Genomic DNA, 16125 nt, shown 5'->3' on the forward strand with positions numbered 1-16125 from the left:
CGCAAGCCTCCCCAGCTCCGCTGCGTCCATCGCAAGCCTCTCCGTCCGCGTCACTACGGCCGCCGCAACCCCGCCCCGCGTCCGCGCTGCTGCACCCCTCCACCAGTGCCATCGCGCCCACCGCAAGCCCCCCCCTACGTCCGACCGCCAACCCCATCCCGCACCCCCCCCGGACGCCCAGCCGCCGGCCCCGCCTCGCCTCGCTCTCCCATCCTTTCTCTCCGCCTCGCTCCGTCTTCCGCTATCATGGACTAGAAAATTTTCCGAACAGAAAGCGCAGCCATTCAAATGACGACATCAACATCCACCCCGACCGCGACGAGTGACGACCTCCTCTCCGCCGACGACGTCGCCCGCACGCTCGGCGTCACTAAGCAGACCGTCTCGCGCCTCATCCGCACCGGCGCGCTACCAGCTGAGAAGGTCGGCAACAAGTGGGTGATCTTCGCCGACAAGCTGGGCGCCTACCTCGCCGCGAACAACCTCGTCCCCGAGCCGGCAGACCACCCGCGCCGCCCCGGCGTCACCCCGACGCTCGCCGGCGCGCCCGCCGATGCCGCCCCATCCCTCGCCAGCGACACAAGCCCCGCCGGCAACACAATCCCCGCCGCTCCCATCCGCGCACTCAGCTTCTTCTCCGGCGCCCTCGGGCTTGACCTGGGAATGGAGCGCGCCGGCATCCACCCCGCGCTCTATTGCGAGAACGACCGCAAGTGCCGCATGACCATCCATTCCATGCGCCCCGACGCGGCGCTCATCGGCGACATCAACCGCTACGAGGCCGACCAGATCCTCGAGATGGCCGGCCTTGCACCCGGCACCGTCGACGTCATGTTCGGCGGCCCGCCCTGCCAGGCGTTCAGCACCGCCGGCGCGCGGCGCGCCTTCGACGACGACCGCGGCAACGTCTTCCTGCGCTACCTGGCCCTGGTGGCCGAGATCCAACCCACCTATGTGGTGGTGGAGAACGTGCGCGGCCTGCTCTCCACGCCGTTTCCCCTGGTGGAGGGCGGTCAGCCCGAGCGCGGCGGCGCTTTCCAGCTCGTGCTCAGGCGCCTGGCCGAGGCGGGCTACGAGGTGAGCTTCAACCTCTACAACGCCGCCAACTTCGGCGCTCCGCAGATCCGCGAGCGCGTCGTGCTCATCGGGAAGCGCGGCGGCGGACGTGTGCCCTACCTCACGCCCACCCACGCGCCGGCTGGCGAGTGCGGGCTGCCGCCGTGGCGCACGTTCCGCGACGCCGTGGACGACCTCGACGCCGCCGGCATGCACCACACCGACTTCCCCGAGAAGCGCCTGCGCTATTTCCGCATGCTCAAGGAGGGCGAGTGCTGGAAGAACCTGCCCGACGACATGCAGCGCGAGGCCATGGGCAAGGCCTACGCGCTCTCCGGCGGCAAGACCGGCTTCTACCGGCGCATCCGCTTCGACCGACCGTGCCCCACCCTGGTCACCACGCCCACGATGCCCGCCACCGACCTGTGCCATCCCACGGAGGACCGGCCGCTCTCCATCGAGGAGTACAAGCGCGTCCAGGGCTTCCCCGACGACTGGCGCATCTGCGGCGACCTCATGGACGTCTACAAGCAGATCGGCAACGCCGTCCCCGTGGCCCTCGGCGAGGCTATCGGCCGCGCGCTGCGCGCCGACATGGCCGGCGAGGCCGCCGACCCCCGGTTCGAAGGATTCCCCTACTCCCGCTACAAGCGCACGAGCGACCAGACCTGGGGATAGGCCAAGGCCACGCCCGCGCGCGGCCGCATCGGCAGCCGGCTCGGCGCAATCAGTCGCGCAAGCGGCAGAGCAGCGGCAACGCCTGGCGCGATCCGCGCACCCTCCCTCACTGCCACTTTTTCCGTCCCACTTGGCACTAAACGGCAGTTTGGTACGGTATGGCATGGCGCGCGAGAAGAGCCCGCATCCCGCGAAAAGCCACGACCTGGGCAAACGTCGCGCCTCCTTCGGCCCGGAGAGCGGCTGCGCGCCAAGAAGCGCCGTCTAGCGCCTTGCAAAGCGTACCAAACTGCCGCTTAGTGCCAATTTTCGCCGAAAAAGTGGCAGCGGGCGACTTCCGAGCGCCCTGCGCCCCTCGGCATGCCCGCCGACGCGCCCCGCTGGCGCGCCGAGCGCCCTATAGTAGAATCCGAGAGGATGAGAAGGGAGGCGCCATGACCAGCGAGGTGCTTGCGAGCTTCACCGCGCGCGATGGGTCGGGACTCTGGGAGCTGACGAGCGCGGGCGTGCGCGTGGACGGCCGGCTCTACCGCTTCACTGACACGTCGTTCGTCATCTGCGCCGTCACGCCGGGCCGCATCGAGCAGAGCAGCCGCGTCATCGAGGAGGACGACGGCTTCGGCGCGCTCGCCGGGCTGGCCGTGCTCCAGGAGACCGGTAGCCTTAGGGACGCCGCGCTGGCCGCCTGGGCGCTCGGCGGCCCCACCACCAGCGTGCAGACCGAGCGCCGCGAGGTAGCCGGCACCGCGCAGCTGACCATAGGCAACCTCCGCGACCTGCGCAGCACGCGCGACCTACGCTACCGCGAGGACGGGCGCCACGTGCAGGAGGCCGCGCTGCGTCGCTTCGCCACCGCCGCCAAGCGGGCCATCAACGACCACCGGGAACGCGGGCTCTAGGCAACCGCCACGAGAAAGAGAGAGTAACCATGCGAGGCCTCATCGTCGAATGCGAGGACGACAAGGAGTTCGTCATCGTCGACACGCGCAGCGACCAGCACGGACGGCTACGCCTGTACCACGGCGAGCCCGCCGGCACCCTCGCTGTTGGGATGACGGTGGACTTCGAGCTCAAGGTGAGCGGCGCAGGGAACACGTATGCCAAGCTCACAAGCGTCATCGAGCGGAACCAGACGCCCTTTAGCACCGAGGATAGGGCGCGGTGGTACGAGTGGGGCGAGGACGCGGAGGCGGACTTCGTCGAGAAGATCGTCCCCCAACTCGGCCTGGACATCCGCAAGAACCCGGAGAAGGAGCGCTGCAGCTGGGCCATCGACCTCTTCGACTACACCAACAACCGCCCGGCCGACCTCAAGGTCCAGAACACGCCCTTTTTCACCGTCGTCAAGTACCGCTACTGCGGGAAACGGTGCGACCCGGCTTACTCCGTCACCCTCAACCGGAAGGACTTCGAGAACTACCAGGCCAACCACCCGGACTGCTTCATCTATTTCTGGGTGCACTGGACACAGCGGGAGTACCGCGGCATCACCGTCCCCGAGCTTTACGGCGTCTGGCAGGCGGAGCTCTCGAAACTCGGCGAGCGCATCCAGCGCGGCGAGGCCCCGCTTCACGCGTACCAAAACCGGCAGACCGACGACCACAACGCGCGGGACAGCTACGTGTTCTCCCTGCTGGACGAGGACGTGTTCGAGCGGCTCCTCTAGTCGGCTGGCGCCTCGCGGGCTCGTGCGGAGCGACCTGGAAGCGCGGCCCGAGGCGCGCTTGAAAGCCGAGATGCGCCCGCGGAGATTCCTACCCCAGCGCCCTCTTCAGCTTGAGCACGTCGTTCATCGTGTTACCCAGCCCATGCTCGGCAAGCGCCGCGTGCATCTCGGCCTGCAAGCGTGCCAGGCAGGCGGCGCGCGCCTCGGCCACGCCGTCGTTGGCGATGAGGCTCACATCGCTGACGAGCCCCTCCACCGAGTCGAACCCGGTGAGCCACTGCCAGAACGCGTCGCCGGCCAGGTAGCGGTACGCGAAGCCGTCGATATCGCGGTTCGGCAGATCACGTGGGTCAGCGCGGTAGGTGCGCACCTCGTCGATGGACTTCTTGTGGCGCATCACGCAGAAGGCGGGACGCACCGGCTGTCCGCTCGCACGACGGAAGCGCTCCTGGGCCGCGCACTTGTCCTTCAGCTCGCGCAGCTCCTGAGGAAACGACGACGAGTTCACCGTGTTGGCCTGCGACTTCAGCTCGCACACCCACAGCGCGCCCTCGCGCACGGTCATCATGTCGCCCGTGTCCAGGGTGTCCGACGAGATGGCGGCGATGACCGCCTGCCACGTGTTGCCGATGACCGTCTCCTCGCTGGAGCTCTCGCAGGCGCGGAACGCCTCGGCCACGAATTCCTCGGCCGACGCCACGCCGCGCGCCGCGAACATGATGACGTCCTTGGCCAGCAGCTTGCACAGGTTGGTCTTGGAGGCGTCGCCATACCACGCGATGCGCTTGCGCGCGAACTCGCCCAGGAGGCCATAGGCCACCTCCCGCTGCCGCTCAATGCCCACGTCTTCGGCTGCGCCGGCCTTCTTGTCCCGTTCGTCCACCTGCACCCCGCCCTCCCTTCGGCTGCTGATCACTCCCAGCATACCGGAAGCGAACCCTGGCGCCCAGGGCAGCGGCACAGCGACGAGCCTAGCGCATCAATCTCAGGCTGGTGCTGATGGAGGCCAGGTGGAATGCGCGCATCATATCTGTGTGCCAGCTGTTCGAGGGCTGGGCGTTCACGTTGATGGTCTGGTGCAGATGCACCTCCCCGCCTCCGAAATCCCGGCTGAACGAGCCTCGGCTCGCGCCGTTTTCTTCCTCATAGTCCTCGTAGAGCCAGGAATTCCAGCCGCCCATGGGGGCCTCCTCTCAAGCGAAACCTGCGAACGACCCCACCCTATCAAGAAATTTCCCCTTGCCTGTCCCACGCAAAGTACAGGCAAGGGGAAATTCACCCCCATGCGCGTATAATGGCCCCATCCCACGCGAGAGGAGATCCCATGATCGACGATCAGGCGCTCAGAGACGCCATCGAGGCGCGCCATTCCGTCCGCAGCTTCATCGACCGGCCCCTGGCACCTGAGGTGGTCGAGGCCCTGTGCGCCGAGGTCGACGCCGCCAACCGGGAAAGCGGGCTGCATCTCCAGCTCATGACGGACGAGCCCGATGCGTTCAACTTCTTCATCGCGCGCTACGGAAGCTTCAAGAACGTGCGCAACTACCTGGCCTGCGTCGGCGAGAAGGAGCCCGGCCTCAACGAGCGGGTCGGCTACTGGGGGCAGCGCATCGTCCTGGTCGCCCAGGCCCTCGGGCTCAACAGCTGCTGGGTCGGGCTCTCGTTCAGCCGCCGCAAGAGTCCCGCCGTCGTCGAGCCTGGCGAGAAGATGGCCTGCGCCATCGCCCTCGGCTACGGCGAGACCCCGGGCGTCCCCCACAAGGTGAAGACCGCAGCCGAGGTGTCGCGCGCCGAGCAGCCGGTGCCCCGCTGGTTCCAGGAGGGGGTGCGCGGCGCCATCCTGGCCCCCACGGCCATCAACCAGCAGAAGTTCCTGCTCACGCTGGAGGGAGACCGCGTGCGCGCCGAAGCCACCGGCGGCCCCTACAGCGACATGGACCTGGGCATCGTGAAGCGCAACTTCGAGATAGCCTCGGGAAGGGATCACGCCGTCTGGCTCTAAGGCAGCCGCCTTTCGCCGACGTCAAGATTCGAGAGCGCAAACGCAAACCAAGAGCCCGGTTGTCTTTTGCTCCAATAGACTCTTCCGCCTGGATAGATCTTGTGCCAATCCTGCATGACTGAACCATTTACCTCGAGTCGTAGCTCAGCTGCCTCCGCTTGTCACCATCCAAAAGAAAGCAGCACATAGATCTTCACCCAGTGGTGCGCTTAAAGACATTCGATAGACCACCCATCCCCCAAAGACGGCAAATTATCCGCCTTTCCACCTGCTATCTGTATTCTCTGAAAACCGACAGGCCCGAATGACACAGACGTAATCAGAAATTCCCTGGCGCGAAGAAGGTTTATCACGGCAAGAAGCTCATCCGACGTTCCATTTTCATGATTTACTATCTGAAATGTCGGTGATGCAGGAGAGACAACTTGAATGGTGTTACTATCCGCCCAACAGAGAATGCTATTCGGGATATAATTACTTTCTTCGGGAAAAACAGAGCCCGTTGAGAATACCTTTCTCTGTATGAAATTGTAGTTCTCTCGCTCCTCAAATCTCCTCACTTCGTTAAACACGTAGTTTGCCTGCAGAGATCGAGTGCCGCAATAGTCGCCATAGAGAAGCGAAAAGTTACTCGAGAGCGCCGAGGCCACCGCAGAATAATCGTAGCAGTACCCTGTACTCGTAAAAGCGAAGCGCACTTTAGGATGATTTTCTTCAATGCTTTTCGCGAACTTTCTCAGATACCTATCCCACATGTTTTCGATGTAAGGAATGGCAAGCTCTACACTTTCTTCATCAGTCAATGGATGACTTGCTTTTTGCTGCATAATGCCGGTTGACTTTGCCACACCCATCCTTGCCAAAAAGTTTTCAAGAATTCGGACTGAATGCGGACGATTTTCATCTTCAATGCACATAATCGAATAAAAAATAGCCCTCAGCAGAATGTCCTCCGAAAAGCGCTTGGGAAGCTGCCCCCCGAAACGTCTCTTGTATTCGTAAAGCCGCTTTTCTGCAGGAACAAGCAACTTATAGTATCGCATCTGGTTATAGCTAATATTAAAAGGAATCACGTAACCTATTCGGTATTTGCGCCTTATTGCTGCAGCCATAACAATCTCGACTAAAGCAAAAAACAGTGCGAGAACAACCTGGAAGCCGATGTTGGATTGATCAACGGCAAGAGGGCCGCTCTCGGGAAGCTGAGCAATCACCGCCCAATCAAAATAGATTGCCACCAAAACCGACGCAATCGCTTCAAGGGCAAAAGCCCACAAGGGGACACCAAAGCTCCTCGTCGCTATTTTGAGGAAAAAGATCTCCAGCCAGTAAAGAGCGGTTGGCATCCAGCGAACATCGAACGAGAATTCGACACCCAGGACAGAGAAAGTGGCTGCGCCCACAAAAAGGAAGAAATAGCACCAAACTACCGGAGCCATAATTCTGTAAGCAACGTTAGATGCCCCGGTACTGTCATCATAGTTGCTCTCAAGCCGATAATTGGATATCGAATGGGGGCCCAATACGCGGATCAGAAAAACCATCATAAGCGCAATGAGCAAATAAAAGAGGACACATGGAGCGCTTATTAAGGAGAAGTCCAGTTCGTTTTCAAAAAGAGCGGCAATGAACTTGTTCACGCGAAGATTCCCCTCCAAAAAAAGATCTCAGCCTCTTCACAACAGGACGCAGAACCATCAAGCAGCCCTACGAGGCACCAAATACCGAAACGCGTCCCAGCCCCGAACCCATCGTACACCATCACGGCCCCATCATCTGCCGCAACGTCGAGCCCTAGCGCATGGGCCGCAGCATGATCATGAAGCACCCCCCCTCACTTCAAACGCACGCCTCCCTTCAACTCCGTGTCGCTTCGAACACAGACCGACCGGCAGCTTCGTCGGCAGAATTTTCCGAGAAAGCATCATGCATTCCTGCGCGTCGCGAAGATGTCGTTTCCGTTCATGGGCTTGCACTTCTGCAGGGACGCGGCCTGGCTGCGCCCGTGAGCGTTGCAACACTGAAGGCTTCCTCTCGCGCGAGGCGATGCGGCAGGCGTCGATGTCGATGCAGTTGTCGCCGTTCCACGAGTTGTCGCCGTCGCGCTCGTAGCGGTTGACGAAGGAGACTCCCCCTGAAACCCTCGGGAGCATCGTTTGCGCCAAAGCCCACGACCTTGAAGAGCCCCAGTTTGGACTAGCGCGCTCACCCAAACCTTGTCGCCCGGGCGGACGCTGGACGCCGGCACCTCGTCGGCGTCCAGGAAGGCACCGAGCCTCAGATTCTCCGGCACCGCCACGTTGAAGGCATGCAGCATTTCGTTATTGAAGGCTCATTTGACCCCGTCTATCCCTCATGGTATATAGCTGCTCATTCTCTTATACGAGAAATTTGATACGATGTAATAGTCTTGTCTTACGTCGTGCTGGGAGCTGGTTATGAATTATGTGACACTCCTCAAGAATGGTGCCGATGAGGCCGAACTGCAGACTTATCTGTCCCAGGGAAACGAGGCGACCATCACGATTCGTGTACCGAAGAACCTTAAGGACGCATGCGCCGAGATCGCTGCTATGCGCGGGCTCAATATGTCGACTTACGTGCGCTCGTGCCTCATACGAGACCTGGCAGAGAAGAGGTAGATGCGCAATGGCTAAGGCCGTGAAGAAGAGCGAGCTCTATAGTTCCCTGTGGGACAGCTGTGACCAGTTGCGAGGCAGCATGGACGCCTCGCAATACAAGGACTACGTGCTTACCCTTCTCTTTGTTAAGTATGTTTCCGACAAAGCAACCGGCAGCCCATATGAGGAGATTGTCGTTCCCAAGGGCGGAAGCTTCGCAGACATGGTTGCCCTCAAGAACAAGCCGAACATTGGCGAGGGCATGGATATAGCCATCGGAAAGCTCGCTGAGGCCAACGGTCTGCAGGGCATCATCACGAACGCTCACTTCAACGACGACGCCAAACTCGGTCGTGGCAAGGAGAAGGTTGATACGCTTACGAAGCTAATTGGTATCTTCCAACGTCCTGAGCTAGACTTTTCTCGCAACGACGCCAACGATGACGACATTATCGGCGATGCGTACGAATACCTCATGCGCAAGTTCGCCACCGAAAGCGGAAAGAGCAAGGGACAGTTCTACACCCCTGCCGAGGTAGCTCGAGTACTGGCCAAAGTCGTGGAAGTCGGCAGCTGCACCGACCGCAGAGCGACCGTTTACGATCCGGCTTGCGGATCGGGGTCGCTACTCATACGCGTGCTCGCCGAAGCCCCCTTCGAACTTGCTGGCTACGGTCAGGAGAAGGACAACGCTACGGCGGGCTTGGCGAAGATGAACGCCGTCTTGCATGGGAAACCGACCGTCAACGTGTACACGGGCAACACGTTCGCCGATCCGCATAACTTCGATACCGGCTCCCACGATACGCTGCAACGCTTTGACTACATAGTCGCAAATCCACCGTTTTCTATGAAGAACTGGCGTAACGGGCTCGAGCACTGCCTTGATCGATTCAAGGGGTACGGTGACGAACCGCCCGAGAAGAATGCAGACTACGCCTGGCTCATGCACATTCTGGCATCGCTTAAAAGCACAGGGAAAGCAGCTGTCATTCTGCCGCACGGGGTGCTCTTTCGCGGCAACGCCGAGAGAACCATTCGCCGCACGCTCATCAAAGACAAACGATGGATTAAGGGTATCATCGGTCTTCCTCCCAACCTTTTCTATGGGACAGGCATTCCTGCGTGTATCGTTGTTATCGACAAGGCTCATGCCGATTCTCGCGATTACATCTTCATGATTGATGCAAGCAGGGGCTTCGTGAAGGACGGCAACAAGAACCGGTTACGCGAATGCGATATCTTCCGCATCGTGGAGACGTTCGCCGGAGAGCTTGAAGACGACCCGACGTATTCGCGCAAGGTCCCCATTAGTGAAATCGTGAACAAAAACGACTGCAACCTCAATCTGTCGCGCTACCTGGAGAACCCCAACGTCGAGGACGTGCAGGACATCGATGGACATCTGCGTGGCGGCATTCCGATGCGCGACGTGGATTCCCTCGACCTCTATTGGCGCGCCTTTCCCGGGCTTCGCGACAAATTGTTCGAACCCATGCGGGATGGATACCTTCAGCTTCGGATCGACAAGTCTAAACTGCGCGAAACGATAGAACGAGACCCTGCGTATTTGGCCTACCGCGAAAGAATCGATGCGGCCTATTGTGCGTGGATGGAAGCAATTAGGCCGCGACTACTCAGTTTGGCAAACGCAAACGATGCCGACCTGTCTGGCGAGCTTGCTGACAAGCTCTTGAGTGCGTTCACCGAAATCGAATTGATGAATCGCTACGACGTCTATCAGGCATTCCTTTCTTACTGGGTTGGCACGATGGCGGACGACGTGCAGCTCATAGCGAGGGACGGATGGAGCGTGGCGCGCGAGTTGGACATCGAGCACAAGATGCGCACGAAGACGCAGAATGGCGAGAAGGTGAGCGTCGAGACCGAGCAGGTTAAATCGTTCGATGGTGTAATCCTGCCAGCCTCTCTTGTGGAGCATGAATGCTTCCCTGACGAGAGCATGGCATGCGACCTCTGCGCGGCGCTCATCGCAAAGAACGAGATCGAAATCGACACAGCAGTTGAGGAAGCGGCAGAAGATTCCGAGCTGTTCGACCTCGCGCAAACCGAGACGATTAATCCCACCAATATATCCAGCAGGCTGGATACCCTGTTGGAGAAGGTCGACGGCCCTGCCATCCGTGCACTCGTCGCCTTTCAGAATTGGCTTACAGAAAAGAAGAGGGCAAAGGCTGTTTATTCAAGATACATAGCCGACAATCCGCTCTGTGCCGCGGCCGTCAACGATAAAGGCAATGTGACAAAAACATCGCTTGCAGAAGCGATAAGAGCCGCACGTATCAAACAAGGTCCAGCGGATGACTATCGGACGGACTACGAAGAGCTACTTGAGGTGCAACGACTCTTGACGGAGGTTAGCGAAGCAAAGACTCAGCTCAAGCAACTTCGCCAAGCGCTTGATGAGCAAATCATGGCGAAGTATGCGCTTCTCTCCGATGACGAGATTCACCACCTGCTGGTAGAAAAGAAGTGGTTCTTCGGCGTATATGACGGCGTTGACAGTAGATACGAGAATCTCATCTCTGAATTCGTCAGTCGTATCAATGAGCTTGTCTCAAGATACGAGGCTACCCTCCCTCAGCTCACAAGCCAGTCTGCAGAGCTTGAATCGAGAGTGCTCGAACATCTGAGGGAAATGGGGTTTAGGTGGTAACCCCCAAGGGCTGGGAATCGCGTCCCATCGGAGACTTTCTCGAATTCAAGAACGGCCTGAACAAGGGAAAAGAATACTTCGGATACGGCACACCTATCGTCAATTACATGGACGTGTATCGTCATCGCGGCTTGCATGCGTCCGATATTCAAGGACGTGTTTCACTTGAGCGCGAGGAGGTAAGGCGATTTGCAGTTAAGAAAGGTGACGTCTTTTTCACCCGAACGTCCGAGACGCCTGACGAGGTTGGAATATCTAGCGTACTGTTAGACGACCTGATCGATGGCGTGTTCAGCGGTTTTGTGCTGAGAGGACGACTCAAGTCAACTAAATTACTGCCCGACTACTGCAAGTATTGCTTCTCGACACAAGCGGTGCGGGAAGCAATTGTAAAGAGTTGCACGTATACCACTAGAGCATTAACAAATGGTAGAGTGCTATCAAATATCGAAGTCTTGCTTCCTTCCACTATCGAACAGAATCGCATAGTAAGCACCCTCGATGACATCGAATTGTTAATAGCAACTTTGGAGGAGGCGGTATCGAAAAAGCGCAGCATGCGAGAGGGAATCGCGCAGTCTCTATTAACGGGTACGATGAGGCTGCCTGACTATGGCGGTGGATGGAAGCGTATCGAGCTTCAGGAAGCCTTGGCATTCTGTACAGCAACGATACCAACTGAGAACATAGATGTTAATGACTACGTTGATACAGAGAACATGCTAAAGGACAGAGGCGGGGTGGTCGTTAACACAAAGCCCCTGTCATACGCGAAGGTCTGTGAGTACTTATCAGGTGATATCCTCGTCTCAAACATACGCCCATATCTCAAGAAAATCTGGTTTGCCGTGCATAATGGTGGGTGCTCTAGCGATGTGCTTGTGTTGCGCAGCATAGACGCTGAGCGTTACGACCCTGCTTACTGTTTCCTGCTGCTAGCGAGAGATGACTTCTTCTCATATGCCGCAAACAACTCCTCAGGAACTAAAATGCCACGAGGGGATAAGGATGCAATAAAGCGTTATCTACTTCGAGTACCAGAAAGTATCGACGAGCAGAGAGCAATAGCCGAGGTTCTGATGACAGCGGATCTTGAGATTAACAATCTCGAACATAAGCTAGAGAAGTATAAGCAAATCAGGCAAGGAATGATGCGCGAGCTTCTAACTGGGCGCATCCGTTTAGTCCAGGAGTGATTCGCATGGACGATTACGTATATGCGAGCTGGGATCGAGACACATACGACCCTATCGGCAAGCCGGAGATTGCGACGCAGGACAGGTTGCTGCAACTCTTCCACGACGAACTAGGCTATAGCTACCTTGGCAACCTCGAGCCACTCGAAAACAAGAACGTCCGGACAGAAGACCTTTACCGCTGGCTCTGTAAGGCCAACCCCCGCAGAACCGAACTCGCAGCCAAGGCGCTCGACAAGTTCGTCAAAGAGCTCCAAGACTTCCAAACCAGCCAAATTGCGGCAGCGAACGAACGCGTCTACGAGCTACTGAAATACGGCGTGCCTGTCGAACCAGAACCGGGTGCCGCACCTGTGAACATCTACCTCATCGACTGGATAACCGCCCACAACAACGACTTCTACGTTGCCGAAGAGGTGACCGTCATCGAGAACGCGAAGAAGCGACTCGACCTCGTCGTCTATGTGAATGGCATCGCAATTGCTGTCATCGAACTCAAGAGAAGCGTGAACTTCGTTGAGGAGGGCATCCGGCAGAACATCACCAACCAGCGCAAACAGTGGATTCCACGATTCTTCGCAACGGTCCAGTTCTGCATGGCGGCCAACGATACCCAAGGTCTACGTCATGGAACAACCGGTACTCCGCAGAAACATTACTACGAGTGGAAGAATGATCCCAAAGCAACGGATCCGATATCGGTTGCCATCGCAGAGCATATCGAACAATGGCCCCGCAACCTCGACCGGCAGGTTTACAGCATGTTCCAGAAGAATCGATTCATAGACCTGCTCCACAACTTCATCGTGTTCAAGGGTGGCATCAAGATGGTGCCACGCTATAACCAGTTCTTCGGCATCAAAGCCGCCGAGGATCGCATGGAGCGACAGGAAGGCGGCATCATCTGGCATACCCAGGGTAGTGGCAAGACGCTCACCATGGTCTACCTCGCCCGATGGATTCTCGCCAACATCGATGGCTCGCGCGTACTCCTCGTTACCGACCGGGATGAGCTCGACGAACAGATCGAACGATACTTCCGAAGCGCGGGCGAGTCTATAGTACGCACGCAGAGCTGCGCCGACCTCATACAGAGACTCAACCAATACGAAGACTCACTCCTGTGCTCCCTTGTCCACAAGTTCGGACGCAAGTCCGCCCATAACACGACGGAGTTCGACTACGACAAGAGCTATGAACGCTACATTGGGGAAGTCAAGGCTAGCCTTCCTCCCGATTTCAAGGCCAAGGGCAATATCTTCGTGTTCGTAGACGAGTGCCACAGAACGCAGTCAGGTAAGCTTAACAAAGCTATGAAGGTCATCATGCCCAATGCTGTGTTCGTGGGCTTTACCGGCACGCCACTACTCGTCAAAGACAAGCCGATGAGTATGGAAACCTTCGGTGACTTTATCCACAAGTACCAACACAAGCAAGCTGTCGAAGATGGTGTCATTCTGGATATGAAGTACACGCCACGTGACGTGCCGCAGGAGATAACCTCGCCCGAGAAGATCGATCAATACTTCGACGTGAAAACAAAGAGTCTCACTGCTCGCGCTAAAGCTCGACTCGCGCAGGGATGGGCGACATTGCAGAAGATGTATAGCTCCAGAGCTAGGCTGAGCAGGATTGCGGCCGACATTATGTTTGACTTCGAGGTGAAGCCGCGCCTTTCCGAAGGCGATGGCAATGCGCTTCTCGTGGCAGATTCCGTTTATTCCGCATGTCAGTATTACCAGATATTCCAACAAGCTGGCTTTAAGAAATGCGCCATCATCACCTCATTTGAGCCCCATAAGGGCAATCTTCGCACTGACTCAGTGGATGTAGACGGCGGTGAGGATACCGAGAGCTTCTTCAAGTACCAAACGTACATGGACATGCTGGGCGGCAAGACAGTCGAGGACTTCGAGGCGGAGGTGAAGGATGCCTTCGTTAACCGGCCCGATGAAATGAAGCTGCTCATCGTCGTGGACAAGCTGTTGACGGGTTTCGACGCACCACCTTGCACTTACCTCTATATAGATAAATCCATGCAGGACCACGGTCTTTTCCAGGCTGTGTGTCGAGTGAACCGCATCGATGACCGCACCGATGACGATGGCGTCAACCACGGTGAGAGCAAGGACTTCGGCTACATCGTCGATTACAAGCAGCTCTTCTCGCCCCTGTGCGAGGCTATGGAAACCTATGCGGGCAACGCTTTCTCGGGTTACAACGAGGAGGATGTCGAAGGCGTACTTGGCGACTTCGCACAGAAGTCGAAAGAGCGGTTCCTCGAGGTGCTGGAGTCGCTTGATGCGTTTTGCGAGCGCGTGCCTATGCCGCAAGGCGAAATCGAGTTCACCAAGTACTTCTGTGGCGAGGGAGAGTATGGCGGCCAGAAGATGGACGAGTATTCTCAGCTGCGTGGGCGACTTTACAGCCTAGTGAGCGCGTTGGTTAGGGCTTTCGCTGACTTCTCCGAGTGTATGGACGACCTCGGATATAGTGAGAGCGTGCGCGAAGAGTACCGTAAGCGCATCGTGCGCTATGACAATCTTAAGAAGACGATTATGATTGCCAGCGGTGATGCGCTGGACCTCAAGGTATACGCGCCGGCGATGCGCCACCTCATCGATACTTACATTGATGCGGGTGATTCAAAGGAACTGACCTCGCTCGATGACTTCACGCTGCTCGACTTCGTGGCGCAGCAGGGTGAACGGCTGGTCCGCGGCGTGCCCGGAGGTCAGGAATCAGCCGCCGCGACCATTGAAGGCAACATTGGGAGACAGATTGTCGAGCGACAACTTATCAATCCCAAGTACTACGAGCAACTGTCCGCCATCTTGCAGGATCTTGCAGATGAACGAAAGCACGGTGCCGAGGACTACCAAAAGCTGCTCGAACGGTACAAGGAGATTGCCAAGAGAGTTGTCCGCCCAGAAGAGGACGAGAGATACCCGGAGAGCATCCGCATGAACGCACCTCTACGCGCTCTGTACGACAACACGGGATGCGACGAGCATAAGGCGCTTGCACTCGATGAGGCGACACGACGCAGCCTGCAGCATGGATGGCGGAGCGATCCGACCAAGACGCGAAGGGTCAAGAAGGCGCTTTGGGGAATCCTTCGCGATGAAGTCGAGGTTGAGCATGTGTTCGGCATCATCGAGCAACAGGAAGAGTACTGATGCAGCTCAAGATGTCGGATGTGACGGTCGAGATAATTCGCAAGGACATCAAGAACATGCACCTGCGCGTGCAGCCTCCCGATGGCCGCGTTGTCCTCTCTGTGCCGCATTCTGTTAGCGATGCCGCTATCGATGGCTTCGTTGCCTCAAAGCTGGCATGGATACGCAGACAGCGTGCCGATGTTGCTGCGCAGATGCGTCAGACGCAACGCGAAGGTGTAACTGGTGAAACCATGTATGTGTGGGGCAAGCAGTGTTTCCTCGCCGTCGTCGAAGGAGTCAGTTATTCCATCGATATTGCCGGGCAGAATGCTAGGTTTACCGTACGCGCAGGCAGCTCGTCCGAACAACGAGAGGCGCATATGCGTGAATGGTATCGCGAAGAGCTCTGCCGAGAGGTTGAGCGTCTGCTTCCCGTCTGGGAGGAGCGAACCGGCTTCAAATGCGTTGAATGGAAGACAAAGTACATGAAAACGCGTTGGGGTTCATGTAATCCCAACGCGCGACGAATTTGGCTCAACGTCCAGCTTGCTAAGTACCCTATAGAATGTTTGGAGTACGTCATCCTGCACGAGCTGGCGCACTTCGTTGAGAAGTCACATGGTTCCGAGTTCATTGCGGTAATGGACGAGTTCATGCCGGCATGGCGCAGCATACGAAAAGAGCTTAATGGGGGAATCTTGGATTACATTGGGTAGGACGATACGGCATGATTGAAGACTGCGACTACGTAGCTCATTAATGGCAAGCCCAACGGGTGCGCATCTGCCGCCGCACACGTGATCTCCATCGACTCCCGACCGGCGCTGTCGCGCTGTAACCTATGCAGATTAGGATGGAGACATGGCTATGAGGAAGGCCGTGCACGCGCATTGCGGGAATGCCATCGTGCTTCTTGCAGATCCAGTCGATCTCCGCTTTCAGCGCGTTCTTGCTGATCACCATCTGGGAAGAAAAAGACCCGCCGAGGCTTTGAACTGCGTCCCAAAACTTGGACGAATTAGTAAGGACTAAGCTGCTAAGGACTGATTTCGGAATTCCTCCGGAGTC

Annotated in this window: 11 protein-coding genes; 8 read left to right on the forward strand and 3 right to left on the reverse strand. The window is 57.8% G+C overall.

Annotated elements, in window-relative coordinates; translation table 11 throughout:
- Positions 1-288 precede the first annotated feature (288 nt).
- The 3 genes from D1643_RS06320 (at position 289) to D1643_RS06330 (ending at position 3400) form a co-directional block, all read left to right on the forward strand.
- Positions 289-1734, forward strand: a complete 1446-nt coding sequence (locus D1643_RS06320) for a DNA cytosine methyltransferase (protein ID WP_160709748.1) — start codon at positions 289-291, stop codon at positions 1732-1734.
- A gap of 434 nt (positions 1735-2168) precedes the next feature.
- Positions 2169-2633, forward strand: a complete 465-nt coding sequence (locus tag D1643_RS06325) for a hypothetical protein (RefSeq protein WP_160709750.1) — start codon at positions 2169-2171, stop codon at positions 2631-2633.
- Between the two features lie 29 nt (positions 2634-2662).
- A complete protein-coding gene (locus D1643_RS06330; RefSeq protein WP_160709752.1) occupies positions 2663-3400 on the forward strand; it encodes a hypothetical protein in 738 nt (245 codons plus the stop codon).
- Between the two features lie 88 nt (positions 3401-3488).
- On the opposite strand, the gene D1643_RS06335 is transcribed toward D1643_RS06330, so the two are convergent.
- Together D1643_RS06335 and D1643_RS06340 are read right to left on the reverse strand one after the other, a co-directional pair.
- Positions 3489-4325, reverse strand: a complete 837-nt coding sequence (locus D1643_RS06335) for a PmeII family type II restriction endonuclease (protein WP_160709754.1) — start codon at positions 4323-4325, stop codon at positions 3489-3491.
- 46 nt (positions 4326-4371) lie between these two features.
- Positions 4372-4581 carry a hypothetical protein gene (locus tag D1643_RS06340; protein ID WP_160709774.1) on the reverse strand — a complete coding sequence of 70 codons (210 nt, stop codon included), beginning with the start codon at positions 4579-4581 and terminating at the stop codon, positions 4372-4374.
- 143 nt (positions 4582-4724) lie between these two features.
- Here D1643_RS06340 and D1643_RS06345 point away from each other — a divergent pair, with 143 nt between their 5' ends.
- Positions 4725-5402, forward strand: coding sequence for a nitroreductase family protein (locus D1643_RS06345; RefSeq protein ID WP_160709776.1), 678 nt, complete (start codon positions 4725-4727; stop codon positions 5400-5402).
- A gap of 209 nt (positions 5403-5611) precedes the next feature.
- Here D1643_RS06345 and D1643_RS06350 read toward each other — a convergent pair whose 3' ends face one another.
- A complete protein-coding gene (locus D1643_RS06350) occupies positions 5612-7042 on the reverse strand; it encodes a hypothetical protein (protein ID WP_160709778.1) in 1431 nt (476 codons plus the stop codon).
- Positions 7043-8051: 1009 nt separating this feature from the next.
- Here D1643_RS06350 and D1643_RS06355 point away from each other — a divergent pair.
- Genes D1643_RS06355 through D1643_RS06370 form a run of 4 tightly spaced genes read left to right on the forward strand, consistent with a single transcriptional unit; the run spans position 8052 to position 15773 of the window.
- Positions 8052-10700 (forward strand): class I SAM-dependent DNA methyltransferase, encoded by a 2649-nt coding sequence (locus tag D1643_RS06355; protein ID WP_160709780.1) that lies wholly within the window; start codon positions 8052-8054, stop codon positions 10698-10700.
- On the forward strand, positions 10694-11896 hold the full coding sequence (locus tag D1643_RS06360; RefSeq protein ID WP_160709782.1) for a restriction endonuclease subunit S: 1203 nt from the start codon (positions 10694-10696) through the stop codon (positions 11894-11896). Before D1643_RS06355 ends, D1643_RS06360 begins: the two co-directional genes overlap by 7 nt.
- A 5-nt stretch (positions 11897-11901) precedes the next feature.
- On the forward strand, positions 11902-15075 hold the full coding sequence (locus D1643_RS06365) for a type I restriction endonuclease subunit R (protein ID WP_160709784.1): 3174 nt from the start codon (positions 11902-11904) through the stop codon (positions 15073-15075).
- Positions 15075-15773, forward strand: coding sequence for a M48 family metallopeptidase (locus D1643_RS06370; protein WP_160709786.1), 699 nt, complete (start codon positions 15075-15077; stop codon positions 15771-15773). The genes D1643_RS06365 and D1643_RS06370 overlap by 1 nt, the downstream gene beginning before the upstream one ends.
- The last annotated feature ends 352 nt before the right edge of the window (positions 15774-16125 follow it).

This window comes from Enterorhabdus sp. P55, assembly GCF_009911695.1.
Classification (GTDB): domain Bacteria; phylum Actinomycetota; class Coriobacteriia; order Coriobacteriales; family Eggerthellaceae; genus Enterorhabdus.